Origin of the sequence: Pseudomonas sp. KB_12, assembly GCF_052114545.1 — a bacterium.
Taxonomy (GTDB): domain Bacteria; phylum Pseudomonadota; class Gammaproteobacteria; order Pseudomonadales; family Pseudomonadaceae; genus Aquipseudomonas; species Aquipseudomonas brassicacearum.
Map to the genome: position 1 here is coordinate 61,654 of NZ_JBFREY010000010.1, position 24,211 is coordinate 85,864.

The following is a 24,211-nucleotide window of genomic DNA, read 5'->3' on the forward strand; positions in this document are numbered from 1 at the left end:
AGCGGCCCATGACATGCCGGTGTAAGGACCGTGACAATGGGGTGACAGGAACCGGCAACCACGGCCCGTGTCAGACATTTCAGTATTCATCGTGCGACGCTAGTTCACGGCGATGGCGCACCGCTATACTGCCGGCCTGTTTGTGCCCGATTCTGGAGAGAAGAGCATGTTGCAACGCCTGTTGTTCGGTTTGATCGCTGTGACCAGTCTGACCCTCGTCGGCTGCGCCCACAGCCCGCAACAACTTAACCCGGAGCCCAAGCTCAATGCCCAGCTGGCGCCTGTGGGTCGTGGCCAGCCGGTGGTGGTGCGGGTGGTGGACGGTCGTCCGTCGCCGACGCTCGGCACCCGTGGCGGCCTGTATCCGGAAACCAGTGTGATCACGGTGCAGGGCGCGCAGATCCTGCCCAAACTGCAGGCCCAGGCTGAAGCCGCCGTGCGTTTGCTGGGCTTCACGCCGACCGCCAATGCCTTGAATGCGCCGCAACTGACCGTGACCCTGGCCGAGCTCAAGTACCAGTCGCCCAAGGAAGGCATGTACGTGACCGAAGCCACCATCGGTGCGACCTTCCGCTCCGACGTGCAGAACGCCAGCCGCCGCTACAGCGGTCGTTACGGTGCTTCCCTGGACCAGCGCTTCGGCATGGCGCCTAACCAGGACACCAACACCAAGCTGGTCAGCGATGTCTTGAGCGATGCCCTGACCCGGCTGTTCAAGGACCCGACCATTGGCCAGGTGCTGGCCGAGTAAGTAACAAGGCCTCATAAACCCTGTGGGAGCGAGCTTGCTCGCGATAGCGGAGTGTCAGCCACCTCAATGTTGGCTGATCCACCGCCATCGCGAGCAAGCTCGCTCCCACAGTTTTTTCAGGCGGCCTGGGAATAGAACTCCAGCACACTGATCCCGGTCAGCAGGTCTGTCTCCGGAAGGTCGGCATGTTGATGGCCGCCCAGGGCGCAATACACCAGCCAATGTCGGTCCTGCACGTTGAAGGACAGGCTGTCGACGAGGTTCTGTTGTTCGTCGCTTGGGCTGATGAGATAGAGGCGATCCTGGTTTTCGGCGTGCAACATGAGGGGTTCCGTGCAGGTTTGAAGGGCGACAGAGTGGCCTAATCAGATGACGAAACCGTGACGGGTGAAATTAACCCTGGGCTTGCTCCTTCGTCATGAAAGAACCCAGCGCTGCGGCGGGATCGTTACTGGTCGGAAAAAACGGTGCAGGGCGGCAGGCTTTCGGTAGAATCCGCGCCCTGTTCGTAGGTCACGGGCGTGTCCTGTCCGTTTTTCGCTTGAGGTTCGTGATGTCGCTGCATCTGCTTTCGTTGTTCGCCGCCCACCCCGCCAAACTGATCAACCTGTTCGCGTTGCTGTTTGCCTGCCCGGGCGGCTGGGTGCTGCATGCGACGCGCCGCCGTGAACAACGGGCGCGGGCGTGCCTTGAAGCACGCAATCGCGATGGCAACGAACGATTCGAGGCGCTGCTGGACCTGGCCACTCAGCGGATGAACCGGTTTTTCTACCGGTTTGGCTTTGGTTGCCTGGCGTTGGCGTTGCTGGTGTCGTGGATCAGTACGCAGTTCTGATGAAGTCGCTGCGGCAAAAGCGTTTGCAGGGGGCAAAGGAGGTTGCCAGGCAAAGACGCTTTTTGTGGCGAGGGAGCTTGCTCCCGCTGGGTTGCGCAGCAGCCCCCCTCGAACGGTCATAACCCCCAATCCCGTTTTGCGATTGCTGCGCAATCGAGCGGGAGCAAGCTCCCTCGCCACAGAGGCCACAGAGGCCACTTCAGGCCCTCGCAAGCCCGGCTTTAAAGCGCCAACCCCGCCTTGACCCGATACTGATTGCGCACCGGCGTTGCGTATTGCAGCACCAGGAACGGCCGGTGCTCCGGCGGGCAAGCGTCCAGCCGGCGCTGCCATTCTTCCTGGGCCTTGGCCAGCTCCTCGGCACCGAACACCTCGGCCGCCTTAGGCACCTGCAACTGCGGGTCGGCGTCGGCCCATTGGGCGTAAGCCAGGTAGTGCACCGGGAACAGGCGGTAGCCGCCGAGAATCTGCCGGTCCATCTCCTGGGCCAATTGCTTGGTGTCCTCGAACAGCTCGGTGATGGGCGCGGCGAAGTTCACGTGGACCCGGCCCTTGTAGCCGGTGATGCCCTTGGCGATGCTCACGTCGTCCTCGCCCGGGGCCTTGGTGTAGGTGCCGGTGGTGGCGCGGATGTACAACTCGCGGGCCTTGGCCTGGTCGCACGGGTCGTATTCGTAGCTGATCGACACCGGTGTGAGGTTCAGTGACTGGATCACCTCGCCGAACGGCTCGTCCTTGCGGCTCATGTGGAACATCTTGAGGATCGCCGATTCGGTCCGGTCGTCACCGTCCTTGGCCCGTCCTTCGGCCTGGGCGATCCAGATCGAGGCGCAATCGTTGCGGATCGAATGGTTGATGTACGCCGACAACAACTGGTACGCCGCCATTTTTTCCCGTCGCCCGGTGATGGAGCGGTGCACGATGAAACTCTTGTTCAGGCGCATCAGGTCGCTGACAAAAGGCTTTTGCAGCAGGTTGTCGCCAATGGCGATGCGCGGGGTCGGCAGGCCGGCGTGGTACACGGCGTAGTTGACGAAGGCCGGGTCCATCACGATATCGCGGTGGTTGGCGATGAACACGTACGCACTGCCGGACTTGAATTGCTCCACGCCGGTGTAGGTCACGCCATCGGTGGCGCGCTCGATGGTGTGGTCGACGTAGAACTCCACCTTGTCCTGCAACGTGGCAACCGACGTCACTCCGGCGAACTCACGGCGCAATCTTTGCGCTATAAGAGGTTTGAGCATCCAGCCGAAGGCGCCGGCCAAGCGTGGGAAGCGGAAGTGGGTGAGGATATCTAGAAACGCCTTGTCGCCAAGCAGTCGTGCCAGCACCGCTGGGACTTCGCTGTCGTCGTAAGGTCGGATGGCATCGAATTCGCCCATCATGCTCTCTTGTTGGAAACGGCTAGGGTAAGTAAAGGTTCTAACGAAAAAACGACAGGGCACGGTCTGGAAGATAAGCCAGACAAAAATAGCCCTGCAAATAGACCGGCGATTATACGCACAAGTCACCTGGGAGACCGCGATGCTGGAAACCGAACGCTACGAATGTCCTTATTGCGGCGAACCAGCGGAAGCGGTTCTGGATTTGTCCGGCGGCGACCAGACCTATATTGAGGACTGTCCGGTGTGTTGCCGACCGATAACCTTCGTGCTGCAGGTCCATGAAGATGAGTGGCATCTCGAGGTCCGCAGCGAAAACGAGTGAAGGGGGCGCCCATGCAGCGAATCTACGAGCTGGAAAACCTGATGGAAGGTGAGTTGTTGCAAGGGATGCTGGCGAGCGAAGGCATCACGGCGCATCTGGTGGGACGTGATTTGCTGGGCGGTGCGGGGGAGTTGCCCATGCAAGGCCTGTTGGGACTGGCGGTGGAGGACGACCAGGCGCTATACGCCCGGGAGTTGATCGCTGCGTACAATGCCGCACTGCCGTTGCCCGGCGATGAACCGGACAGCTACCCCGGCACTCTGGTCTGTTAGGCTGGCGGTCGTTTGTTCGATCAAGAGTCGTGTTGCCCCATGTGTGGACGTTTTGCCCTGTTTCGCTGGAACCCCAGCTTCGCGGCCCTGCCCGGTTTCCCCGCCGATCAGAAGGCCCAATGGAATATTTCGCCCAACGATTCGGTGCTGATCCTGCGGGCCGGCGCCGAGGGCCAGCGCGAACTGGCCCGGGCGCGCTGGGGCCTGACGCCGCCGTGGCTGACCGACCTGTCCCGCACCCCGGCCCATGCTCGGGCTGAAACCGTGGCCGAACAACCGATGTTCCGCGAGGCCTTGCGCCTGCGCCGTTGCCTGCTGCCGGCCAATGGTTTCTATGAGTGGCGCGGCGGCACGCGCAAGCGTCCGTACTGGTTGACGCCGGGGGAGGGTTCATCACTGTTTTTTGCCGCGATCTGGGAGGCGTATCCGGTACAGGAACAGGTGTGGCTGAGCACGGCGGTCATCACCCAACCGGCGGCGGGTCAGCGCCGGCCGTTGATCCTGGACGAAGAAGGCCAGCGCCTGTGGCTCGACCCCGAGACACCGCTGCATGCCTTGCAAGGGCTGCTGGCAAGCGAGCCGGCAGCACTGCGCGAGCGAGTGCTGGCCAACATGGTCAATGATCCGAAACTCAATGGGCCGGAGTGCTTGACTCCGGCTTGAGTGTTGCGGTGATTGTGCTGGCCCCATCGCGAGCAGGCTCGCTCCCACATTAGGTTCTGGGCGTTACTCGTGATGTGGCTCGCCCAGGAAGGTCAACGAGGTGAACACGCCGCGGGTGGCCACGTCCTTGTTGTCCTTGAGTGCAATTTCCATCTGCGCCGCGATCACATTCAAGCCTTCGTTGCGCACCAGCACCTTGGCCCGGCCTTCTGCGTCGGTTTCAGTCGATACGGTGTTCGGCGCGCTGCGGTAGTCGCCCACCAGTTTCACACCGGCCGCCGGTTTGCCGTCCAGCAGTACCCGTACCGGCAATGACTGGCCCGGGCCAACGGTCAGCGGGTCGACTTCCGGCAGGATCACGAACTTGATCGGTGCAAGCGTCGGCAGTTTCGCTCCCGGCTCATAGATCGCCAGGCTGTACTTGAACGTGTGGGTCGACTCGATCGCCCCGGGCACTTTGCTGCGGCCTTCATTGATCCACTTCTTGTCGGCCGTCTGGGACCACATGCCGTTGTCCAGCGCCACGGCCAGCACCGCGGGCGGCTTGAGCGGTTGCAGGCGGGCGTGGTCCGGCAGGCGCTCTACGGTGACCGGGATCATCTTGCCGCCCAGGTCATAGGCCCAGGCACCGCTGATTTTCTGCGCCTTGAAGGCATTGTCTTCGGCGCCGTGACCGTAGATCACTTCGATGTTGCCGCGACGCTGTTCGGTCCACAGGCCATGGGCCGAGGCCTGTGTGGCCAGGAGCAGGCCGAGCAGGGCGAAGGTCTTGGGGTATTTCATGCGGATTTTCCTTTTACAGAGCGAGGGTGAGACTGACGGTGAAGTTGCGCGGCTCGCCGGGGGTGACCCAGTAGTTGCTGTAGGCGCGCTCGTAGTATTTTTCGTCGAAGACGTTGTTCAGGTTCAGCCCCACGGTGACGTCATCGCTGGCCTTGTAATGGGCCAGCAGGTCCACGGTGTGGTAGGCCGGCAGTTCGAAATCCTTGCCAGCTTCGCCCGAGCGATCGCCGACGTAGGTGAACGCCGCGCCAACATCCGAACCGCGCAGGTGCCCGTCCTGGAATTCGTAGACGCCCAGCAGGCTGGCGCTGTGTTTGGCGACGCCGAGGATCCGGCTGCCCGTGGGGATTTGCTCGTCACCCTGGGTCACTTCGGCATCGATGTAGGCATAGGCGCCGATCACCCGCACGGCGTCGGTCACCTGCCCGGTGAATTGCAGGTCGATGCCCTGGCTGCGGGCCTTACCCATGGCACTGTAGAAATCAGTCCCGGCGATTTGCGCCAGGACGTTTTCCTTCTCTATATGGAACGCCGCCAGGGTGGTGCTCAGGCGGTCGTCGAACAACTCGCTCTTGATCCCCACTTCATAGCCAACCCCTTCCTCGGGATCGAAGGTTTTGCCACCGGCATCCAGGCCGTTGTTGGGCTTGAACGAGGTGGAGGCGTTGGCGAACAGGCCAACCTCGGGCGTCAGTTGATACAGCAGGCCGGCCCGCTGCGTCAGGGCATCGTGACGTTGGCGGTTGGTGCGATTGCGGGTGTGATCGTCGATGCTCTGCTCGAAATGCTCATAACGTACGCCGAGCATGCCCCGCAGCTTGTCGGTGAAGACGATCTGGTCCTGCAGGTTCAGCGCGCGGCTTTGCACATGTTCGAAGAAGTCGGTGCCGGTCCGAGCGCCATTGGGTTTTGGCTGGCCGTAGACCGGCTGATAGATGTCGATGGGGTAGGTGCTGCCACCAATGGTGGTCACGCGTTCATTCTTGCGGTAATCCTCGTATTCGCTGCCGATCAGCAGTTCGTGCTGCCAGGGCCCGAGGTCGAACAGGCCGCGCAATTCCAGTTGGGTGATGCTGTCGTGCCAATTGTTGTCGCGCTCGCGATAGCGGCGGTTCACCGTGTGGCCGTCGGCATTCAGCGGGCGCGCTTCGGAGGCGAAGCCCCAGAGTTCACCCTGTTTGTAATGGCTGGCCAGGCGCAGTTGCCAGGTGTCGTTGAGCTGATGTTCGAGGGCGGCCTGGAGCATGTTGTTGTGATTGTCGATGTCGCCGTCGTTGGGTTCGCCCAAAAAGGTCGAGCGGGAAACGCCGCTCCAGCGGTTGTTCGGGGCGACGATGCCACGGTCGAACGTCGAGCTGTGGCGCACGATTTCGCTTTCCACCAGCAACCGGGTGTCGGGGTTCAATTGCCAACTGATGGAAGGCGCGACGAAGACGCGTTGGCTGTCGACGTGATCGCGAAAGCTGTGGTTGTCCTCGATCGCCAGGTTGACCCGCGACAACAGGTTGCCTTCGGTATCCAGTGGCGTGTTGACGTCCAGCGCGGTGCGGTAGCGATCCCAACTGCCGGCGCTGGTTTGCAAGGTGGTGAAGGCTTCGGGCTGGGGTTTCTTGGTGACGATGTTCACCGTACCGCCGGGATCGCCCCGTCCATACAGGCTGGCGGCTGGGCCCTTGAGCACTTCAATGCGTTCGATGTTCGCCGTGTCCGGCGTGCTCGGATAGCCACGGTTGGCACTGAAGCCGTCCTTGTAGAACTCCGATGTGGTGAAGCCGCGCACGCTGTATTCGTAGAGCGTCAGGCCACCGAAGTTGTTCTGCTTCGATACACCGCCGGCATATTCCAATGCCCGTTCGACGTTGGTGCTGCCCAGGTCCTTGAGCACGCTGGCGGGAATCACGCTGATCGATTGCGGGATGTCGCGCAGGGCCGTGTCGGTTTTGGTGGCGCTGGCAGAGCGGGTGGCGCGATAGCCCGTGACGGGCCCGGTGGGGGATTCGTAGTCGGACGTCACGTTGACGGCGTCCAGTTCCAGAGGCTGGATGTCTTCGGCGTAGGCCGGATCGCCCAGCAGGCCCAAAGCCAGGCCGGCGAGGGAAATCCGTTTCAAAAGCGGCATGTTATATTGTTCCAATTTTTAGAATTGAAACAATATAACACTACCGATGAGAATTCATGCTATTGCTGATTTGCCAATCGAGCGCCTTTCTTTGTGGCGAGGGAGCAAGCTCCCTCGCCACAGGCGGGGAAGGCTTGGCGCGCCTTACTGCTCTTCCTTGAGCACCACCGGTGCCGGCGGTGGGCGCAGGCCGATTTCAGCGGTGAGCTTGAGCTCCTTGCCGTTGCGCATGACCTGGATCGTCACCTTGTCGGTGGGCTTGATCCGCGCCACCTGGTTCATCGAGCGGCGGCCATCGCCGGCCGGCTCGCCATCGATGCTCAGGATCACATCGCCCAGTTGCAGGCCGGCCTTCTGCGCCGGGCCGTCGCGGAAAATCCCCGCCACCACGATGCCGGGCCGCCCGGACAAGCCGAAGGACTCCGCCAGTTCCTGAGTCAGCGGCTGGACTTCAATACCCAGCCAGCCGCGAATCACCTGGCCGTGCTCGATGATGGACTTCATCACCTCCATCGCCAGCTTCACCGGAATGGCGAAACCGATGCCCTGGCTGCCGCCGGACTTGGAGAAGATCGCCGTATTGATCCCGGTCAGGTTGCCGTTGGCATCCACCAGCGCGCCGCCGGAGTTGCCGGGGTTGATCGCGGCGTCGGTCTGGATGAAATCCTCGTAGTTGTTCAGGCCCAACTGATTGCGCCCGGTGGCGCTGATGATGCCCATGGTCACGGTCTGGCCGACGCCGAACGGGTTGCCGATGGCCAGGGCCACGTCGCCGATGCGGATGCTGTCGGAGCGGCCGATGGTGATGGCCGGGAGGTTCTTGAGGTCGATCTTCAGTACCGCGAGGTCGGTTTCCGGGTCGCTGCCGATCACCCGGGCCAGGGTTTCGCGGCCGTCCTTGAGGGCCACCACGATCTGGTCGGCACCGCTGGTGACGTGGTTGTTGGTCAAAATATAACCTTCCGGGCTCATGATCACGCCCGACCCCAGGCTCGACTCCATGCGCTTCTGCTTGGGCGAGTTGTCGCCGAAGAAGCGCCGGAATTGCGGGTCTTCGAACAACGGATGGCTGGGTTTGTTGATGACCTTGGTGGTGTACAGGTTCACCACGGCTGGCGCCGCGGTAGTCACGGCATCGGCATAGGACACCGGCCCCTGTTGCACCGCCTTGGTTTGCGGCGCCTGCTGCAAGTTGACGTCGAGGCTCGGCAGGCCCACCCATTCCGGGTAGCGCTGGATAATCAGTAGAGCGACAAGCACGCCGGCCAACAGCGGCCAGCCGGAAAAACGCAGCGCCTTGAGCATTAAGCACGTCCTACAGAGGTTGCAGGCGGTATGAGACCGCCCATAATGTCGCGCATTATACGAGGCCGCGCGTGCCTCTGAACGGGATATTTAGGAGTCTTTTCATGGCCGTAGCCCTGAACACCCTGGTCGAAGAAGCGGACCGTTACCTGGCCAGCAGCCGGATTGCCGATTATTGCCCCAACGGCCTGCAGGTCGAAGGTGCGCCCCAGGTGATGCGCATCGTCAGTGGTGTCACCGCCAGCCAGGCCTTGCTTGACGCTGCCGTCGAGGCCGAGGCCGACCTGGTACTGGTGCATCACGGTTATTTCTGGAAGGGCGAAAACCCTTGCGTCACCGGCATGAAACAGCGTCGTCTCAGGACGTTGCTCAAGCATGATATCAGCCTGTTGGCCTATCACTTGCCGTTGGACCTGCACCCGGAGGTGGGCAATAACGTGCAATTGGCCCGCCAGTTGGACATCACCGTCGAGGGACCGCTGGATCCGGACAACCCCAAGATCGTCGGCCTGGTCGGCTCCCTGTCCGAACCGATGACGGCGCGGGATTTCGCGCGCAAGGTCCAGGAAACCATGGGGCGTGAGCCGTTGTTGATCGAAGGCGAGCAGATGATCCGCCGGGTTGGCTGGTGCACCGGTGGCGGCCAGGGCTATATCGATCAGGCGGTGTTGGCTGGTGTCGACCTGTACCTCAGCGGCGAGGCGTCGGAGCAGACGTTCCACAGCGCGCGGGAAAACGGCATCAGCTTCATCGCCGCCGGCCATCATGCGACCGAACGCTATGGCGTCCAGGCGCTGGGTGATTACCTGGCGCGACGCTTTGCCCTGGAGCACATCTTCATCGATTGCCCGAATCCCATCTGACTAGCGCTGAACCAACTGTGGAAGCGGGCCTGTGGGAGCAAAGCTTGCTCGCGATGACGTCGGCACATGCAACGCCGCTATCGCGAGCAAGCTTTGCTCCCGCAGAGTTCACTGGCTCCCCCAGAACTCACCGCAATGCCCGAACCACTGGGCATATCCATATGCTGTTTCGATCTAGTTGGCGCCCTGATTAGAAGAGGTCGCTGTGCTAGGATTCCCCGCTCGAACACGGCCCGCTGGCCGTTCATAAGAAAGTTTTCGTGAGTAGCCATGGTCGACAAACTGACGCATCTGAAACAGCTGGAGGCGGAAAGCATCCACATCATCCGCGAGGTGGCCGCCGAGTTCGATAACCCGGTGATGCTGTACTCCATCGGTAAAGACTCCGCCGTGATGCTGCACCTGGCACGCAAGGCGTTCTTCCCCGGCAAGCTGCCGTTTCCGGTGATGCACGTCGACACCCGCTGGAAATTCCAGGAAATGTACAAGTTTCGCGATCGCATGGTCGAGGAACTGGGCCTGGACCTGATCACCCATGTGAACCCGGACGGTGTGGCGCAGGGCATCAACCCGTTCACCCACGGCAGTGCCAAGCACACCGACATCATGAAGACCGAAGGCCTCAAGCAGGCCTTGGACAAATATGGTTTCGACGCCGCGTTCGGCGGTGCCCGTCGCGATGAAGAGAAATCCCGCGCCAAGGAGCGCGTGTACTCGTTCCGCGACAGCAAGCACCGCTGGGACCCGAAGAACCAGCGCCCGGAGTTGTGGAACGTCTACAACGGCAAGGTCAACAAAGGCGAGTCGATCCGGGTATTCCCGCTGTCGAACTGGACCGAGCTGGACATCTGGCAGTACATCTACCTCGAAGGCATCCCGATCGTGCCGCTGTACTTTGCCGCCGAGCGTGAAGTGATCGAGAAGAACGGCACGCTGATCATGATCGACGACGAGCGCATCCTCGAGCACCTGTCCGACGAAGACAAAGCCCGTATCGTCAAGAAGAAAGTGCGTTTCCGTACTCTTGGCTGCTACCCGTTGACGGGCGCGGTGGAGTCCGAGGCCGAAAGCCTGACGGACATCATCCAGGAAATGCTCCTGACGCGAACTTCCGAGCGCCAGGGCCGGGTCATCGACCACGATGGCGCAGGCTCGATGGAAGATAAAAAACGTCAAGGTTATTTCTAAGGGGCTGTCATGTCGCATCAATCTGATTTGATCAGCGAGGACATCCTCGCCTACCTGGGCCAGCACGAGCGTAAAGAGCTGCTGCGCTTTTTGACCTGCGGTAACGTCGACGACGGCAAGAGCACCCTGATCGGGCGCCTGCTGCACGACTCCAAGATGATCTACGAAGATCACCTGGAAGCCATCACCCGCGATTCGAAGAAAGTCGGCACCACCGGTGACGATATCGACCTGGCGTTGCTGGTCGACGGCCTGCAGGCCGAGCGCGAGCAAGGCATCACCATTGATGTCGCCTACCGCTATTTCTCCACCGCCAAGCGTAAATTCATCATCGCCGATACCCCAGGCCATGAGCAGTACACCCGCAACATGGCCACCGGTGCCTCCACCTGTGACCTGGCGATCATCCTGGTGGACGCCCGCTACGGCGTGCAGACCCAGACTCGTCGCCACAGCTTCATTGCCTCGTTGCTGGGCATCAAGCACATCGTCGTGGCCATCAACAAGATGGACCTCAAGGACTTCGACCAGGGCGTGTTCGAGTCGATCAAGGCCGACTACCTGAAGTTCGCCGAAGGCTTGAAGATGAAGCCCACCACCATGCACTTCGTGCCGATGTCTGCCCTCAAGGGCGACAACGTAGTGAACAAGTCCGAGCGTTCGCCGTGGTACACCGGCCAGTCGCTGATGGAAATCCTCGAGACCGTGGAAGTGGCGGGCGACCGTAACTTCACCGACCTGCGTTTCCCAGTGCAGTACGTCAACCGTCCGAACCTGAACTTCCGCGGTTTCGCCGGCACCCTCGCCAGCGGCATCGTGCACAAGGGCGACGAAGTGGTGGTGCTGCCGTCGGGCAAGAGCAGCCGCGTGAAATCCATCGTCACCTTCGAGGGCGAGTTGGAGCATGCAGGTCCTGGCCAGGCGGTAACGCTGACCATGGAAGACGAAATCGACATCTCCCGTGGCGACTTGCTGGTGCATGCCGACAACGTGCCACCGGTCACCGACAGCTTCGAAGCGATGCTGGTGTGGATGGCCGAAGAGCCGATGCTGCCGGGCAAGAAATACGACATCAAGCGCGCCACCAGCTACGTGCCGGGCTCGATTGCCAGCATCGTCAACAAGGTCGATGTGAACACCCTTGAAGAAGGTCCGGCCAGCGCGTTGCAGCTCAACGAAATCGGCAAGGTGAAGATCGCTCTGGATGCGCCGATTGCCCTGGACGGTTACGAGAGCAACCGCACCACCGGTGCGTTCATCGTCATCGATCGCCTGACCAACGGCACGGTCGGTGCCGGCATGATCGTCGCCCAGCCGCTGGCTCACGGCAGCAGCACGCACCACGGCAAGCTGGCCCATGTGTCGGTGGAAGAACGCGCCCAGCGCTTCGGCCAGCAGCCGGCCACGGTTCTGTTCAGTGGCCTGTCGGGCGCTGGCAAAAGCACGCTGGCCTATGCGGTCGAGCGCAAGTTGTTCGACTCGGGCCGTGCGGTCTTTGTCCTCGATGGCCAGAACCTGCGTCATGACCTGAACAAGGGCTTGCCGCAGGATCGCTCCGGACGTACCGAGAACTGGCGCCGTGCGGCTCATGTCGCCCGTCAGTTCAACGAAGCCGGCCTGCTGACCCTCGCCGCGTTTGTCGCCCCGGATGCCGAAGGCCGCGAACAGGCCAAGGCGCTGATCGGCAAGGAGCGTCTGCTGACGGTCTACGTCCAGGCTTCGCCAGCGGTGTGCGCCCAGCGTGATCCGCAAGGGCTGTATGCCGCCGCTGGTGACAACATCCCAGGCGAGTCCTTCCCGTATGACGTGCCGCTGGATGCCGACCTGGTGATCGACACCCAGGCGCTGACACTGGAAGAGAGTGTCAAGCAGGTGCTGGATCTGCTGCGCAAGCGTGGGGCGATCTAAGTCTCGCTGCGGTAAATAAAAAAGCCCGCGGATGAGTGATCATCTGCGGGCTTTTTTTGTTGTCTGGAGGGACGCCATCGCGAGCAAGCTCGCTCCCACAATGGTCAGCGGTGGAGCCAATGTGGGAGCGAGCTTGCTCGCGATGAGGCCTGTGCAGCCGCCTCAAGACTTGGCGGGATACTCCTGATGCATCTGCGCAAGCAACGCATCCTTGTCCTGCCACAACTGGTTGATCCAGCCCTGGAACTCCAAGCGATACACGCCGTCCTGGTCGTAGTTCTTGCCAATGAACTGCGCTGGGATCTTCAGTTCCTGGAAATGCACCACCACCTCTCCAACGTTGCCGCAGAGCAAATCCCAATACCCCGGACGACCGCCCGGATAATGAATGGTCACGTTGATGATCGACTCCAGTTGCTCACCCATGGCATCCAGTACAAACGCGATACCGCCAGCCTTGGGCTTGAGCAGGTGGCGAAACGGTGACTGCTGCTGGGCATGCTTGCCGTCGGTGAAACGCGTGCCTTCGACGAAATTGAAAATACCCACGGGGTTGTCGCGAAACTTCGCGCAGGTCTTGCGGGTGGTTTCCAGGTCCTTGCCTTTCTTTTCCGGATGCTTTTCCAGGTAAGCCTTGGAGTAGCGTTTCATGAACGGGAAGCCCAGCGCCCACCAGGCCAGGCCGATCACCGGCACCCAGATCAGTTCCTGCTTGAGGAAGAACTTCAACGGCCGGATGCGTCGGTTCAGTACGTACTGCAACACCATGATGTCGACCCAGCTCTGGTGGTTGCTGGTGATCAGGTACGAATGCTGGTAGTCCAGGCCCTCCAGGCCGCTGAGGTGCCAGCGGGTACGACGCAGCAGGCTCATCCAGGCCTTGTTGTTGCTGATCCAGGCTTCGTGGATGTGGCCCATCAGCCAGTTGGTGAAGCGCTGGGCGGCGGGGAAGGGCAGCAACAGCTTGAAGATCGCCACGATGAACAGCGGTGTGCAGCAGGCGATGGTGTTCAGCGCCAACAGCAGCGAGGCAATGACGCCGCGCAAGGGGGCAGGCAGGAAGTCCAGCATTTAAATGTCCAAAGGTCGGTTGGCGGCTTGGATCGCGGTCAGGGCGATGGTGTACACGATGTCGTCGACCTGGGCGCCGCGCGGCAAGTCATTCACCGGTTTGCGCAAGCCTTGCAGCATCGGCCCGAGGCTGACGCAATCGGCGCTGCGCTGCACGGCCTTGTGGGTGGTGTTGCCGGTGTTGAGGTCCGGGAAGATGAACACCGTCGCCCGGCCAGCCACCTGGCTGTTGGGCGCCAATTGCCGTGCCACGGTTTCGTTGGCGGCGGCGTCGTATTGCAACGGACCATCGATCAACAGGCCGTGCTGGGCCTCGTGGGCCAGCAGGGTGGCTTCGCGAACTTTTTCCACTTCTTCGCCACTGGCCGACTCACCGCTGGAGTAGCTGAGCATCGCCACCCGCGGCGTGATGCCGAACGCGGCGGCCGAGTCGGCACTTTGCAGGGCGATTTCCGCCAGCTCCGCAGCGCTGGGGTGCGGGTTCATCACGCAGTCGCCGTAGACCAGCACTTCTTCGGGAAACAGCATGAAAAACACCGAGGACACCAGCGAGCATCCTGGCGCGGTCTTGATCAGTTGCAGCGCCGGACGGATGGTGTTGGCGGTGGAGTGGATGACGCCGGATACCAGCCCGTCCACTTCATCCAGGGCCAGCATCATGGTGCCGATGACCACGGTGTCTTCCAGTTGCTGCTCGGCCATCGGCGCGTTCAGGCTCTTGCTCTTGCGCAACCTCACCATGGGTTCGACGTAGCGTTCGCGAATCGAATCCGGGTCGAGGATCTCCAGCCCCGGCGGCAGTTCGATGCCTTGGGCGCGGGCCACCGCTTCGACGTCGGCCGGTTTTGCCAGCAACACACAGCGGGCAATGCCCCGGGCCTGGCAAATGGCGGCGGCCTGGACGGTCAACGGTTCGCTGCCCTCGGGCAGCACGATGCGTTTGTTGGCGGCCTGGGCGCGCTGGATCAACTGATAGCGGAACACCGCTGGCGACAGGCGCATTTCCCGTGGCGTGCCGCAGCGCTGGTGCAGCCACTTGGCGTCCAGGTGGCTGGCGACAAAATCGGTGATGATCTCCGCACGTTCGCGGTCATCGATGGGGATTTCCTTGTTCAAACCGTTGAGCAGGTTAGCGGTGTCATAGGAACCGGTGCTCACCGACAGCACCGGCAACCCCGCCTGCAAGGCACCGCGACACAAGTCCATGATGCGCGGGTCGGGCAGGGTGTCGCTGGTCAGCAGCAAGCCGGCCAGCGGCACGCCGTTGATCGCTGCCAGGCTCACGGCCAGGATGATGTCGTCGCGATCGCCGGGGGTTACCACCAGCACGCCGGGCTTGAGCAGTTCCACGGTGTTGCGCATGGTGCGGGCGCAAATGATGATGTTGCTCATGCGCCGGGTTTCGTAGTCGCCGGCGTTGAGCACCTGCGCACCCATCAGGTCGGCCACGTCGCGGGTGCGCGGGGCATTGAGTTCGGGGCGAAACGGGATGCAACCGAGCAGGCGGAAATCGCCGCTGCGCAGCAAGGGCGAGTGCTCCTTGAGCCGTGCGGAAAACGCCTCCATGCTTTCGTCGGTGCGGACCTTGTTCAGGATCACCCCGAGAACTTTCGGGTCCTTCGGCCCGCCAAACAACTGCGCCTGCAACTCTACCCGGCCAGACAGTTCGGTCAGCACTTCGTTTTCCGGCGCCGACACCAGGATGACCTCGGCGTCCAGGCTCTTGGCCAGGTGCAGGTTGACCCGGGCGGCGTAGCTGGCGTTGCGGGTCGGGACCATGCCTTCGACGACCAGCACGTCCTTGCCGATGGCCGCCTGCTGGTAAAGGGTGATGATCTCTTCCAGCAACTCATCGAGCTGGCCGTCGCCGAGCATGCGCTCGACGTGCGCCAGGCCCAGGGGCTGCGGCGGCTTGAGGCCATGGGTGCGGGCCACCAACTCGGTGGAGCGTTCCGGCCCGGTGTCGCCGGGGTGAGGTTGGGCAATGGGTTTGAAAAAGCCGACTTTCAGTCCGGCCCGCTCAAGGGTACGCACCAGCCCGAGGCTGATGGAGGTCAGGCCCACACCAAAATCGGTGGGTGCGATAAAAAAAGTTTGCATGCGGATTCTCTAAGGGAGCATGGCAATGGCGCGACCTATGACTGGTCATCTACCCACAATTCAGTCGCCAAGGTTATCGCTAACAGGGCCTTGAGCGCACCAGCCGCAATCAAAGGGCTGGCCTATTTTTTCAATACGTTGCCCCGGGTCCAGCACCCAGGCCCGGGACTGCCACGGTGGCTGGTGACGCAGGTGTTGAGTGTGGCCACAGGACAGCTCGGCCACCCAGTGCCCGTCCTCGTCCTGATGGAAACCGGTGACCGTCGGTCTGTTCGAGCTAGCCCGTTTGTCCGGGTTCCGTTCGCTTTCGGGCAAATCCTTGTTTAGACTTGTCCGTTCTTCATTCTTATGCAAAAGGTCTCGCCCCATGCTGATCGCCGCCAATAAGGCTGTCTCCATCGACTATACCCTGACCAATGACGCTGGTGAGGTCATCGACAGCTCTGCCGGCGGCGCTCCGCTGGTCTACCTGCAAGGCGCAGGTAATATCATTCCGGGTCTGGAAAAGGCCCTGGAGGGCAAAGCCGTCGGTGACGAGCTGAAAGTGGCCGTTGAGCCGGAAGACGCTTACGGTGAATACTCCGCTGAGCTGGTCAGCACCTTGAGCCGCAGCATGTTCGAAGGCGTGGATGAGCTGGAAGTGGGCATGCAGTTCCACGCCTCGGCGCCCGATGGCCAGATGCAGATCGTCACCATCCGCGACCTGGAAGGCGATGACGTCACCGTTGACGGCAACCACCCGTTGGCCGGCCAGCGCTTGAACTTCCAAGTCAAGATCGTCGATATCCGTGACGCCAGCCAGGAAGAAATTGCCCATGGTCACGTCCATGGCGAAGGCGGCCATCACCACTGATTTGTGCGCTACGCTCAAATGACCAGTGAACTGGAAAGGCGCCATACGGCGCCTTTTTAGTCGGTTGCTGTTAGCATCACCCATGGCTGTTTCGAAAAGATCCGCAAACCTGGAGTTCGTCATGAGTGCTTTCCACGACCTTAAACTCAAAGCCCTGGATGGTCAGGAGCTTGCTCTGGCGCCGTTCAAGGGGCAAGTCGTGCTGGTGGTCAACGTCGCCTCCAAATGTGGCCTGACGCCTCAATACGCGGCGCTGGAAAATCTCTATCAGCAATACAAGGCCAAGGGTTTCAGCGTGCTGGGCCTGCCCTGCAATCAGTTCGCCGGGCAAGAGCCGGGGACCGAGCAGGAAATCCAGGATTTTTGCAGCCTCAACTACGGCGTGACGTTTCCGCTGTCCAGCAAGCTGGACGTGAACGGCCATGATCGTCACCAGTTGTACCGCCTGCTGGCGGGCGAGGGGGCCGAGTTTCCCGGAGACATTACCTGGAACTTCGAAAAATTCCTGCTCGGCAAGGACGGGCGGGTGCTGGCGCGTTTCTCGCCGCGCACGGCGCCGGATGATCCTGCCGTGATCCAGGCGATCGAAAAAGCGCTGGCTTGATCCCAAGAATTTGTAGCGATCCCTTTGTGGCGAGGGAGCTTGCTCCCGCTGGGCTGCGAAGCGGCCCTGGCTTTTTTGCGGTTGCTGCGCAACCGAGCGGGAGCAAGCTCCCTCGCCACAGGGGACGTGCTTGAGGCTGCGGTACGCATCACTCCCTTTTGATCCTTAATCATTCAAATCAATAGTGCTACCCAGCGCTTACCATGCTCCATATTATCGTCGTCATATCCGACCTGTGACTTCGTCCCGTGGAGTGCCTCATGCCTGCAAAAGCCCTGTTCAAACCTTTCCACCTCGGCGCGCTCGAGTTGCCGACCCGGGTGGTGATGGCGCCGATGACCCGTTCCTTTTCGCCGGGCGGCGTGCCCAATGCCAAGGTCATCGAGTATTACCGTCGCCGCGCGGCGGCCGGGGTCGGCCTGATCATCACCGAGGGCACGACGGTGGGGCACAAGGCTTCCAACGGCTACCCGAACGTGCCGCATTTCTATGGCGACGCCGCGTTGGCCGGCTGGAAAAAAGTGGTTGATGCGGTACACGCCGAAGGCGGCAAGATCGTTCCACAACTGTGGCATGTGGGCAGTGTGCGACGCATCGGCACCGAGCCGGACGCCAGCGTGCCGGGCTATGGCCCGACCGAAAAGCTCAAGGACGGCCAGGTGGTGGTCCACGGCATGACCCAGGCGGACATTGACGAGGTTATCGCCGCGTTCGCCCAGGCGGCAAAAGACGCGCAAAGCATCGGCATGGACGGAGTGGAAATCCACGGCGCCCACGGCTACCTGGTGGACCAGTTCTTCTGGGAAGGCAGCAACCAGCGCACCGACGGTTACGGCGGCAGCCTGGCCAACCGTTCGCGCTTTGCGATCGAACTGATCCGTGCCGTGCGTGCGGCGGTGGGCGAGGGTTTCCCGATCATTTTCCGCTTCTCCCAATGGAAACAGCAGGACTACACCGCGCGTCTGGTGCAGACCCCTGAAGCCCTGGGCGAATTCCTCAAGCCATTGTCTGACGCGGGCGTGGATATTTTTCACTGCTCGACACGGCGCTTCTGGGAGCCGGAGTTCGAAGGCTCCGAGCTGAACCTGGCCGGGTGGACCCGCAAGCTCACCGGCAAGCCCACCATCACCGTCGGCAGCGTCGGCCTGGACGGCGAATTCCTGCAGTTCATGGTCAACACCGACAAAATCGCGCAACCGGCCAGCCTGGAAAAACTGCTGGAACGCCTGAACAACGACGAGTTCGACCTGGTGGCGGTGGGGCGTGCGCTGCTGGTGGATCCGGACTGGGCGCAGAAAGTCCGTGAAGGTCGGGAGCAGGAGATCTTGCCGTTCAGTCGCGAGGCGTTGATGACCCTGGTTTAAGCGGGGCCTGATCCGACGCCTTCGCGAGCAAGCTCGCTCCCACAGTGGATCTAGGGTGAACACAAGATATGTGTTCCCTGGGGACCGAATGTGGGAGCGAGCTTGCTCGCGATGGCGGCCTCAGCTTCACTGAAAATTCAGCGCACTGTCGGCGCAGCAGGCATCACCTGCTCACCCACACAAACCCCGCGCAACTGCGCCTCGAACTGCTCGATCACCGACGCCCAACCCTGACGGCTGGCATGCTGGCGCGCATTGAGCCGCACACAACGCAAAGTCTCGCGCTTCTCCAGCAGCCAACGGGCCGCATCGCAGAACGCCTCCTCATCCCCCGGCATCGCCAGCACGCCGTTATAGCCGTGGCGAATATGTTGGGCCGCCGCGGCCTGGTCGTAGGCCACCACGCCCAGCCCGGACGCCAGCGCCTCCAGCACCACATTGCCGAAGGTTTCGGTCAGGCTCGGAAAGATAAACACATCCCCGGACGCATAATGACTGGCCAGCGCCTCGCCGCGTTGCGGGCCGCAAAAGATCGCTTCGGGCAACTCCTGCTCCAGCGCGGACCGCTGCGGGCCGTCGCCGATCACCACCAGTTTCATCCGTCGCCCTGGGAAAGCACTGCACAGCGTGGCGAAACTGCGCTTGAGCAGCCCGAGGTTTTTCTCCGGAGCCAGGCGTCCAACGTGGATCACGGCGATGTCATCGTCGCCCAGGCCCCACGCCTCACGCAGGCTCGCCGAGCGCTTGACCGGATGAAACAGTTGGCTGTCTACGCCGCGCGACAGCAGCGCCACGCGCTCGAAATGTCGGCGCTCCAGTTCCAGGCGCTGGCTGAGGCTGGGCACCAGGGTCAGGCTGGAGCGGTTGTGAAACCAGCGCAGGTAATGGGTGAGCACGCGACTCAACAGCCCGAGGCCGTACTGTTGGGTGTATTGCTGGAAATTGGTGTGGAAACCACTGACCACCGAGATGCCCAGGCGCCGTGCCGCCCGCAGCGCCGACAAACCCAGCGGCCCTTCGGTGGCGATGTACAGCACGTCCGGACGATGGCGTTTCCAGCGCCTGAGCAGTTTGTGCATCGACGCCTGGCCCCACTGCAAACCCGGATAGCCCGGCAGCGGCCAGCCCCGGCACAGCAGCAACTGCTCGTCACTGGCCTGGCGTTGGTCGTCGACCTGGCGCGGCCGTATCAGCTCGACCTGATGCCCGCGGGCGCGCAGGCCGTCGTACAGGCGGCCCAGGGTATTGGCCACGCCATTGATTTCCGGCGGGAAGGTTTCGGTGATCAGGGTAATGTGCAGAGGTGTGGTCATGACCCCAGTGTCGACCGGGGCCATTTCGTCATTGTGACGCCAGGATGATGGATTTGTGACTGGCTCAGCCCTGGCGGGCCAGCGCGGTCTCGGCGCCTTGCTCACGGACCCAGAACAACGTCGCGCCGGCCACCGCTGCCGGCATCATCAGGATGTTCACCACCGGGATCAGCAGCACCAGGTACACGCTGCCGCCAAAGCCCAGGCTCTGCCAGCGTTTTTCCCGCAGCCAGGCGAGCATTTCGTTCCAGCCCAGCTTGTGGTTGTCCGCCGGATAGTCGATGTACTGGATCGCCATCATCCACACGCCGAACAACAGCCACAGCGGTGCCGCCACCAGGTTGACCACGGGGATGAACGACAGCACGAACAGCCCCAGGGCGCGGGGCAGGAAATAGCCGAGCTTGCGCGCTTCCCGGCCGAGGGTCCGCGGGATCATGGCGATCAACTCGGCCCAACTGAAGGCCGGGAAGTCGTCGGTGCCACGGATGACCACTTCGACTTTTTCCGCGAGAAAGCCGTTGAAAGGTGCAGCGATGATGTTGGCGAGCATGGTGAAGGTGAAGAACACCATCAGCACGACGAGCACCACGAACAGCGGCCAGAGGACATAGCTGAGGAAACTGAGCCAGTCTGGCAGCGACGGCATCAGCGTATCGACCCACAGGCTGAACTGGTGGCCGGCCAGGTAAATCAAGCCGACGAACAGCACCAGGTTGATCGCCAGGGGCAAGAGTACAAACAAGCGCAGGCCCGGGCTCAAGACCAGCTTGAGACCCTCTCGCAAATATTGCGGGCCGGACAGGACGGGGGCGGGCATAGGTGGCTCCGAGCGAAGGTGAACGCGCCGACCTTACCGGCTTTGCCTCGCCCGGGAAAGCGGCGACATGGCGTGTAACAACGTTTCTTGAGGCGAAGGCGCCTATTGAAAGGACCGCTGGGGATAGAGCTCACCTATGAGCTGGATTGTTAAACCGTATTTCCTTAATCTTCGCTCCCTCGATACGCTGCACCCATTCTTTTCCAGGACTGTCGAACCCAAGCCTTCCCCAAGTGCGTCAACGGTCCTTTTTTATTCGCGCCGCTCACCCGGCGTTCCGGCCCGCAAGGTCCGGTCAACAGGAGCAGGTCATGTCTGAAGTGCGTCATTCGCGAGTGATTATTCTCGGTTCCGGCCCTGCCGGTTACAGCGCTGCGGTTTATGCGGCCCGTGCCAACCTCAAGCCACTGCTGATCACCGGCATGCAGGCCGGCGGTCAATTGACCACCACCACCGAAGTCGACAACTGGCCGGGCGACGTCCACGGCCTGACCGGCCCGGCCTTGATGGAGCGCATGAAGGAACACGCCGAGCGCTTCGAGACCGAGATCGTTTTCGACCACATCAATGCCGTGGATTTCGCCGCCAAGCCCTACACCCTGACCGGCGACAGCGCGACCTACACCTGCGATGCCCTGATCATCGCCACCGGCGCCAGCGCTCGTTACCTGGGCCTGCCGTCGGAAGAAGCCTTCATGGGCAAAGGTGTTTCCGCCTGCGCCACCTGCGACGGTTTCTTCTACCGCAACAAGCCTGTGGCAGTGGTCGGTGGTGGTAACACCGCCGTTGAAGAAGCGCTGTACCTGGCCAACATCGCCAGCACGGTCACCCTGATCCACCGTCGCGAGACTTTCCGCGCCGAGAAGATCCTGATCGACAAGCTCAATGCCCGCGTCGCCGAAGGCAAGATCATCCTCAAGCTCAACGCGACCCTGGACGAAGTGCTGGGCGACAACATGGGCGTGACCGGTGCCCGCTTGAAGAATAACGACGGCAGCTTTGACGAGATCAAGGTTGACGGCGTCTTCATCGCCATCGGCCACACCCCGAACACCTCGCTGTTCGAAGGCCAGCTGGAACTCAAGGACGGCTACCTGGTGGTCAAGGGCGGCCGCGACGGCAACGCCACTGCCACCAGCGTCGAAGGTATCTTCGCGGCCGGCGACGTGGCCGACCACGTCTACCGCCAGGCGATCACCTCGGCCGGTGCCGGTTGCATGGCAGCCCTGGACACCGAACGCTACCTGGATGGCCTGCAGAACGCTTCGTTCTGATTCAGCGGGCACAAAAAAACCGGCTTCGGCCGGTTTTTTAATGCCTGGATACCTGCTGCTGAACCCCTGTGGGAGCGAGCTTGCTCGCGATGGCGGTGTATCAGTCAACATCGATGTTGGCTGACCTGACGCTATCGCGAGCAAGCTCGCTCCCACAGGGTTCTGTGTGGTCAAGAGGACCGTGTTCAGGCCAGCTTCGCCAAGCACGCCTCCAGGATATCCAAGCCTTCCTCCAGCACTGCCGGCTCGGTCGTCAACGGCGCCAGCAGCCGAATGATGTGCCGCGATTTTCCGCTGGGCATCAGCAGCAAGCCCGATTCCCGTGCCAGGGCCAGCAGTTGCGTCAGTTGTGCCGAGGCCGGGGTGCCGTCGGCGTGGGTCAGCTCGATGCCGCGCATCGCGCCGACGCCGGTCAGGCGGCCCAGGTAGGGCGTCAGCCCACGGTTGCGCCAGGATTGGTAGCGGCTGACGATCGCCTCCTCCTGTTGCGAGCCCCAGGCGTGCAGGTTGGCGTCGGTCATTTCATCCAGGGTCGCCAGGGCGGCGGCGCAGGCGATGGGGTTGCCCGAGTAGGTGCCACCGAGGCCGCCCTTGGGCAGGTTGTCCAGCAGCGCCTTGCGTCCCACCACCGCGCCCAAGGGCACGCCGCCGGCGATGCTTTTGCCGAGCAGGACCAAGTCAGGCTCGATGCCGAGCCGTGGGAAGGCAAAGCGCTGGCCGGTGCGGCCGAAGCCGGACTGGATCTCATCGACGATCAGCACAATGCCCTTGTCGTCGCAGAACTGCCGCAGAGCCTGGGCGAAGGGCACATCCATCGCCAGGAAACCGGCTTCGCCCTGCACCGGTTCGACAATGAAACAGGCCACGTCATTCACGTCGATCTCGACGCTGAACAGCCGCTCCATGGCCTTCAAGGCTTCTTCGCCGGTGACGCCGTTGTCCTTGCTGGGGTACGGCAGGTGATACACCGGCCCGGGCAGTACGCCGACTTTCTGCTTGTAAGGCGCGACCTTGCCGTTGAGGTTGAGGGTCGCCAGGGTGCGGCCGTGAAAGGCGCCATCAAACGCAATCACGGCGGTACGGCCCGTGGCGCCGCGTACGATCTTCAAGGCGTTCTCCGCTGCCTCGGCGCCGCTGTTGGTGAGCATGCCGCTGACCGGATAATCCACCGGGACAAACGCCGCCAGGCGCTCCATCAATTCAATGTAGGGGGCGTGGGGCGCGGCATTGAATGCGTAGTGCGTCAGCCGGGTGGCCTGTTCACGGATCGCCTCGACAATGCGCGGATGGCAATGGCCGAGGTTCAACACACCGATGCCGCCGACGAAATCGATGTAGCGTTTACCGTCGGTGTCCCAGACCTCGGCATTCTTGCCGTGGCTGAGGCTGACGGGGTGCACGATGGAGATCGATTGGCTGATGGTTTCGCTGCTCATGGATGACGGCCCGGACGATGGAGAAATTTCCGTTATCTAAGCCGCGAGCAGAGGGGCCCGGCAAACGAAATAAAGTTGCCGGGTCAATCTTAAAAGTCGGGATGTGGTGAGGTGCCGCTTACTTGGGGGGGGCAACCCGTGGCGAGGGAGGTTGCTCCCGCTGGGCTTGTAGGAGCTGTCGAGCGAAGCGAGGCTGCGATCTTTGCCCGTACACTTGAGTCTCAAGTGAAAGATCAAAAGATCGCAGGCTTCGCCAGCTCCTACAGAGTCCTGCGGGAGCCCTCGCCACAAAAGCGGGACGATCAGCGCCGTTGCAGCGGCTGTGCCTCGAACGTCACACCGGCCAGCCCATGGGCCATCAGCGCGCGGATATTGCCGTGATCGCTGCCTTCGGGCGTGACCAGCACCGAACGGTAATGTTCGCCAAACGCCAGCAGCGCTTCTTCATCGCTCAAGCCTTCGAGCAGCGCCAGGCCCAGGGTCTTGCACGAACCTTCGTTCTGCCCGGCGGCGTTGTGCACGCCACCGTTGTCGAAGGCCTGGGGCTGGTAGTCGTAACCGGCGGCGATAAAGGCCAGGGTGTCGGCGAAGGCATGTTCGCCGCTCTTGAGACGGGTACGCAGGGTATTGAGATCAGGCATCAGGTTTTCCTTTGGCGAACGCCGCCTGTTGTTCGGCGCTGGCTTCTTTCTGGTATTGGGCTTTCCACTCGGCGTACGGCATGCCGTAGACCACTTCGCGGGCGTCGTCGAGGCTGACCTCGACCTGGCGTTCATCGGCGGCGGCCTTGTACCACTTGGACAGGCAGTTGCGGCAGAAGCCGGCGAGGTTCATCAGGTCGATGTTCTGCACATCCTTGCGGCTGTCCAGGTGGGCAACCAGCCGACGGAAAGCGGCGGCTTCGAGTTCGAGGCGTTGTTGGTCGTTCATGGTGTTCCCTGACGGGCAGCTGCAAGCGGCGAGCTTCGAGCTGCAAATT

The 24,211-nt window shown here is 62.0% G+C and carries 25 protein-coding genes; 12 read left to right on the plus strand and 13 right to left on the minus strand.

Annotation, left to right across the window (positions count from 1 at the left end; translation table 11 throughout):
* The first annotated feature begins 166 nt into the window (after window positions 1-166).
* Entirely contained in the window at window positions 167-751 is a 585-nt protein-coding gene (locus tag AB4Z20_RS10525; protein ID WP_003185314.1) for a YajG family lipoprotein, read from the plus strand.
* A 116-nt stretch (window positions 752-867) separates the two neighbouring features.
* Here AB4Z20_RS10525 and AB4Z20_RS10530 read toward each other — a convergent pair whose 3' ends face one another.
* Window positions 868-1,074: a hypothetical protein gene (locus AB4Z20_RS10530; protein WP_003185312.1), complete on the minus strand. Its 207-nt coding sequence runs from the start codon at window positions 1,072-1,074 to the stop codon at window positions 868-870.
* A 230-nt stretch (window positions 1,075-1,304) separates the two neighbouring features.
* Between AB4Z20_RS10530 and AB4Z20_RS10535 the strand changes: the two genes are divergently transcribed.
* Window positions 1,305-1,586, plus strand: coding sequence for a hypothetical protein (locus AB4Z20_RS10535; protein ID WP_253478112.1), 282 nt, complete (start codon window positions 1,305-1,307; stop codon window positions 1,584-1,586).
* Between the two features lie 221 nt (window positions 1,587-1,807).
* Here AB4Z20_RS10535 and AB4Z20_RS10540 read toward each other — a convergent pair whose 3' ends face one another.
* Window positions 1,808-2,974 carry a 1-acyl-sn-glycerol-3-phosphate acyltransferase gene (locus AB4Z20_RS10540; RefSeq protein ID WP_214512469.1) on the minus strand — a complete coding sequence of 389 codons (1,167 nt, stop codon included), beginning with the start codon at window positions 2,972-2,974 and terminating at the stop codon, window positions 1,808-1,810.
* A gap of 139 nt (window positions 2,975-3,113) precedes the next feature.
* On the opposite strand from AB4Z20_RS10540, the gene AB4Z20_RS10545 reads away from it, so the two are divergent.
* The 3 genes from AB4Z20_RS10545 to AB4Z20_RS10555 are packed head-to-tail and all read left to right on the plus strand — an operon-like array spanning window position 3,114 to window position 4,231.
* Window positions 3,114-3,296, plus strand: a complete 183-nt coding sequence (locus tag AB4Z20_RS10545; protein ID WP_053181855.1) for a CPXCG motif-containing cysteine-rich protein — start codon at window positions 3,114-3,116, stop codon at window positions 3,294-3,296.
* An 11-nt stretch (window positions 3,297-3,307) separates the two neighbouring features.
* Window positions 3,308-3,568, plus strand: a complete 261-nt coding sequence (locus AB4Z20_RS10550; protein ID WP_253478109.1) for a putative signal transducing protein — start codon at window positions 3,308-3,310, stop codon at window positions 3,566-3,568.
* A gap of 39 nt (window positions 3,569-3,607) precedes the next feature.
* Window positions 3,608-4,231, plus strand: coding sequence for an SOS response-associated peptidase (locus tag AB4Z20_RS10555; RefSeq protein ID WP_214512471.1), 624 nt, complete (start codon window positions 3,608-3,610; stop codon window positions 4,229-4,231).
* A gap of 63 nt (window positions 4,232-4,294) precedes the next feature.
* On the opposite strand, the gene AB4Z20_RS10560 is transcribed toward AB4Z20_RS10555, so the two are convergent.
* From AB4Z20_RS10560 to algW, 3 genes are all read right to left on the minus strand, one after another.
* A complete protein-coding gene (locus tag AB4Z20_RS10560; RefSeq protein WP_057451817.1) occupies window positions 4,295-5,014 on the minus strand; it encodes a DUF4198 domain-containing protein in 720 nt (239 codons plus the stop codon).
* Window positions 5,015-5,027: 13 nt separating this feature from the next.
* Window positions 5,028-7,133, minus strand: a complete 2,106-nt coding sequence (locus AB4Z20_RS10565; protein ID WP_442089851.1) for a TonB-dependent siderophore receptor — start codon at window positions 7,131-7,133, stop codon at window positions 5,028-5,030.
* Between the two features lie 144 nt (window positions 7,134-7,277).
* Window positions 7,278-8,438 carry a Do family serine endopeptidase AlgW gene (gene algW / locus AB4Z20_RS10570; RefSeq protein ID WP_072344423.1) on the minus strand — a complete coding sequence of 387 codons (1,161 nt, stop codon included), beginning with the start codon at window positions 8,436-8,438 and terminating at the stop codon, window positions 7,278-7,280.
* Between the two features lie 104 nt (window positions 8,439-8,542).
* Between algW and AB4Z20_RS10575 the strand changes: the two genes are divergently transcribed.
* The 3 genes from AB4Z20_RS10575 (at window position 8,543) to cysN (ending at window position 12,397) form a co-directional block, all read left to right on the plus strand.
* A complete protein-coding gene (locus AB4Z20_RS10575; protein ID WP_442089852.1) occupies window positions 8,543-9,301 on the plus strand; it encodes a Nif3-like dinuclear metal center hexameric protein in 759 nt (252 codons plus the stop codon).
* A 270-nt stretch (window positions 9,302-9,571) separates the two neighbouring features.
* The gene (gene cysD / locus AB4Z20_RS10580; protein ID WP_003178041.1) at window positions 9,572-10,489 is read left to right on the plus strand and encodes a sulfate adenylyltransferase subunit CysD; all 918 of its coding nucleotides are present in this window, start codon (window positions 9,572-9,574) and stop codon (window positions 10,487-10,489) included.
* A gap of 9 nt (window positions 10,490-10,498) precedes the next feature.
* On the plus strand, window positions 10,499-12,397 hold the full coding sequence (gene cysN / locus AB4Z20_RS10585; RefSeq protein ID WP_214512474.1) for a sulfate adenylyltransferase subunit CysN: 1,899 nt from the start codon (window positions 10,499-10,501) through the stop codon (window positions 12,395-12,397).
* Window positions 12,398-12,559: 162 nt separating this feature from the next.
* On the opposite strand, the gene AB4Z20_RS10590 is transcribed toward cysN, so the two are convergent.
* Genes AB4Z20_RS10590 through AB4Z20_RS10600 form a run of 3 tightly spaced genes read right to left on the minus strand, consistent with a single transcriptional unit; the run spans window position 12,560 to window position 15,967 of the window.
* Entirely contained in the window at window positions 12,560-13,468 is a 909-nt protein-coding gene (locus tag AB4Z20_RS10590) for an acyltransferase (protein ID WP_320389430.1), read from the minus strand.
* Window positions 13,469-15,568, minus strand: coding sequence for a phosphate acetyltransferase (pta, locus tag AB4Z20_RS10595; protein ID WP_214512476.1), 2,100 nt, complete (start codon window positions 15,566-15,568; stop codon window positions 13,469-13,471). It abuts the gene before it with no gap.
* Between the two features lie 60 nt (window positions 15,569-15,628).
* Entirely contained in the window at window positions 15,629-15,967 is a 339-nt protein-coding gene (locus tag AB4Z20_RS10600; RefSeq protein WP_018612608.1) for a DUF3565 domain-containing protein, read from the minus strand.
* Between AB4Z20_RS10600 and AB4Z20_RS10605 the strand changes: the two genes are divergently transcribed.
* The 3 genes from AB4Z20_RS10605 to AB4Z20_RS10615 all read left to right on the plus strand — a co-directional run bounded on the left by AB4Z20_RS10605 (window position 15,936) and on the right by AB4Z20_RS10615 (window position 18,389).
* Complete coding sequence (locus AB4Z20_RS10605) at window positions 15,936-16,421, plus strand: FKBP-type peptidyl-prolyl cis-trans isomerase (RefSeq protein WP_018612607.1); 486 nt, start codon at window positions 15,936-15,938, stop codon at window positions 16,419-16,421. The two genes, AB4Z20_RS10600 and AB4Z20_RS10605, sit on opposite strands and share 32 nt — an antisense overlap.
* Window positions 16,422-16,542: 121 nt before the next feature.
* Entirely contained in the window at window positions 16,543-17,025 is a 483-nt protein-coding gene (locus AB4Z20_RS10610; protein ID WP_442089853.1) for a glutathione peroxidase, read from the plus strand.
* A 260-nt stretch (window positions 17,026-17,285) separates the two neighbouring features.
* Window positions 17,286-18,389: an NADH:flavin oxidoreductase gene (locus AB4Z20_RS10615; RefSeq protein ID WP_442089854.1), complete on the plus strand. Its 1,104-nt coding sequence runs from the start codon at window positions 17,286-17,288 to the stop codon at window positions 18,387-18,389.
* A gap of 137 nt (window positions 18,390-18,526) precedes the next feature.
* On the opposite strand, the gene AB4Z20_RS10620 is transcribed toward AB4Z20_RS10615, so the two are convergent.
* Complete coding sequence (locus AB4Z20_RS10620) at window positions 18,527-19,726, minus strand: glycosyltransferase family 4 protein (protein WP_442089855.1); 1,200 nt, start codon at window positions 19,724-19,726, stop codon at window positions 18,527-18,529.
* A gap of 40 nt (window positions 19,727-19,766) precedes the next feature.
* The gene (gene cysZ / locus AB4Z20_RS10625; protein WP_214512479.1) at window positions 19,767-20,522 is read right to left on the minus strand and encodes a sulfate transporter CysZ; all 756 of its coding nucleotides are present in this window, start codon (window positions 20,520-20,522) and stop codon (window positions 19,767-19,769) included.
* A gap of 311 nt (window positions 20,523-20,833) precedes the next feature.
* Between cysZ and trxB the strand changes: the two genes are divergently transcribed.
* Complete coding sequence (gene trxB / locus AB4Z20_RS10630; RefSeq protein ID WP_003205459.1) at window positions 20,834-21,796, plus strand: thioredoxin-disulfide reductase; 963 nt, start codon at window positions 20,834-20,836, stop codon at window positions 21,794-21,796.
* A 185-nt stretch (window positions 21,797-21,981) separates the two neighbouring features.
* On the opposite strand, the gene AB4Z20_RS10635 is transcribed toward trxB, so the two are convergent.
* The 3 genes from AB4Z20_RS10635 to AB4Z20_RS10645 form a co-directional block, all read right to left on the minus strand.
* Entirely contained in the window at window positions 21,982-23,232 is a 1,251-nt protein-coding gene (locus AB4Z20_RS10635; RefSeq protein ID WP_442089856.1) for a 2-aminoadipate transaminase, read from the minus strand.
* A gap of 302 nt (window positions 23,233-23,534) precedes the next feature.
* On the minus strand, window positions 23,535-23,873 hold the full coding sequence (locus AB4Z20_RS10640; RefSeq protein ID WP_442089857.1) for a HopJ type III effector protein: 339 nt from the start codon (window positions 23,871-23,873) through the stop codon (window positions 23,535-23,537).
* Entirely contained in the window at window positions 23,866-24,162 is a 297-nt protein-coding gene (locus tag AB4Z20_RS10645) for a DUF1244 domain-containing protein (protein ID WP_003205454.1), read from the minus strand. Before AB4Z20_RS10645 ends, AB4Z20_RS10640 begins: the two co-directional genes overlap by 8 nt.
* Window positions 24,163-24,211 lie beyond the last annotated feature (49 nt).

What these genes read in the sequence shown, in the direction of transcription:
- AB4Z20_RS10525 (WP_003185314.1), top strand. Translation starts at nt 167, where the DNA reads ATGTTGCAACGCCTGTTGTTCGGTTTGATCGCTGTGACCAGTCTGACC.
- AB4Z20_RS10530 (WP_003185312.1), bottom strand. Translation starts at nt 1,074, where the DNA reads ATGTTGCACGCCGAAAACCAGGATCGCCTCTATCTCATCAGCCCAAGC.
- AB4Z20_RS10535 (WP_253478112.1), top strand. Translation starts at nt 1,305, where the DNA reads ATGTCGCTGCATCTGCTTTCGTTGTTCGCCGCCCACCCCGCCAAACTG.
- AB4Z20_RS10540 (WP_214512469.1), bottom strand. Translation starts at nt 2,974, where the DNA reads ATGATGGGCGAATTCGATGCCATCCGACCTTACGACGACAGCGAAGTC.
- AB4Z20_RS10545 (WP_053181855.1), top strand. Translation starts at nt 3,114, where the DNA reads ATGCTGGAAACCGAACGCTACGAATGTCCTTATTGCGGCGAACCAGCG.
- AB4Z20_RS10550 (WP_253478109.1), top strand. Translation starts at nt 3,308, where the DNA reads ATGCAGCGAATCTACGAGCTGGAAAACCTGATGGAAGGTGAGTTGTTG.
- AB4Z20_RS10555 (WP_214512471.1), top strand. Translation starts at nt 3,608, where the DNA reads ATGTGTGGACGTTTTGCCCTGTTTCGCTGGAACCCCAGCTTCGCGGCC.
- AB4Z20_RS10560 (WP_057451817.1), bottom strand. Translation starts at nt 5,014, where the DNA reads ATGAAATACCCCAAGACCTTCGCCCTGCTCGGCCTGCTCCTGGCCACA.
- AB4Z20_RS10565 (WP_442089851.1), bottom strand. Translation starts at nt 7,133, where the DNA reads ATGCCGCTTTTGAAACGGATTTCCCTCGCCGGCCTGGCTTTGGGCCTG.
- algW (WP_072344423.1), bottom strand. Translation starts at nt 8,438, where the DNA reads ATGCTCAAGGCGCTGCGTTTTTCCGGCTGGCCGCTGTTGGCCGGCGTG.
- AB4Z20_RS10575 (WP_442089852.1), top strand. Translation starts at nt 8,543, where the DNA reads ATGGCCGTAGCCCTGAACACCCTGGTCGAAGAAGCGGACCGTTACCTG.
- cysD (WP_003178041.1), top strand. Translation starts at nt 9,572, where the DNA reads ATGGTCGACAAACTGACGCATCTGAAACAGCTGGAGGCGGAAAGCATC.
- cysN (WP_214512474.1), top strand. Translation starts at nt 10,499, where the DNA reads ATGTCGCATCAATCTGATTTGATCAGCGAGGACATCCTCGCCTACCTG.
- AB4Z20_RS10590 (WP_320389430.1), bottom strand. Translation starts at nt 13,468, where the DNA reads ATGCTGGACTTCCTGCCTGCCCCCTTGCGCGGCGTCATTGCCTCGCTG.
- pta (WP_214512476.1), bottom strand. Translation starts at nt 15,568, where the DNA reads ATGCAAACTTTTTTTATCGCACCCACCGATTTTGGTGTGGGCCTGACC.
- AB4Z20_RS10605 (WP_018612607.1), top strand. Translation starts at nt 15,936, where the DNA reads ATGCTGATCGCCGCCAATAAGGCTGTCTCCATCGACTATACCCTGACC.
- AB4Z20_RS10600 (WP_018612608.1), bottom strand. Translation starts at nt 15,967, where the DNA reads ATGGAGACAGCCTTATTGGCGGCGATCAGCATGGGGCGAGACCTTTTG.
- AB4Z20_RS10610 (WP_442089853.1), top strand. Translation starts at nt 16,543, where the DNA reads ATGAGTGCTTTCCACGACCTTAAACTCAAAGCCCTGGATGGTCAGGAG.
- AB4Z20_RS10615 (WP_442089854.1), top strand. Translation starts at nt 17,286, where the DNA reads ATGCCTGCAAAAGCCCTGTTCAAACCTTTCCACCTCGGCGCGCTCGAG.
- AB4Z20_RS10620 (WP_442089855.1), bottom strand. Translation starts at nt 19,726, where the DNA reads ATGGCCCCGGTCGACACTGGGGTCATGACCACACCTCTGCACATTACC.
- cysZ (WP_214512479.1), bottom strand. Translation starts at nt 20,522, where the DNA reads ATGCCCGCCCCCGTCCTGTCCGGCCCGCAATATTTGCGAGAGGGTCTC.
- trxB (WP_003205459.1), top strand. Translation starts at nt 20,834, where the DNA reads ATGTCTGAAGTGCGTCATTCGCGAGTGATTATTCTCGGTTCCGGCCCT.
- AB4Z20_RS10635 (WP_442089856.1), bottom strand. Translation starts at nt 23,232, where the DNA reads ATGAGCAGCGAAACCATCAGCCAATCGATCTCCATCGTGCACCCCGTC.
- AB4Z20_RS10640 (WP_442089857.1), bottom strand. Translation starts at nt 23,873, where the DNA reads ATGCCTGATCTCAATACCCTGCGTACCCGTCTCAAGAGCGGCGAACAT.
- AB4Z20_RS10645 (WP_003205454.1), bottom strand. Translation starts at nt 24,162, where the DNA reads ATGAACGACCAACAACGCCTCGAACTCGAAGCCGCCGCTTTCCGTCGG.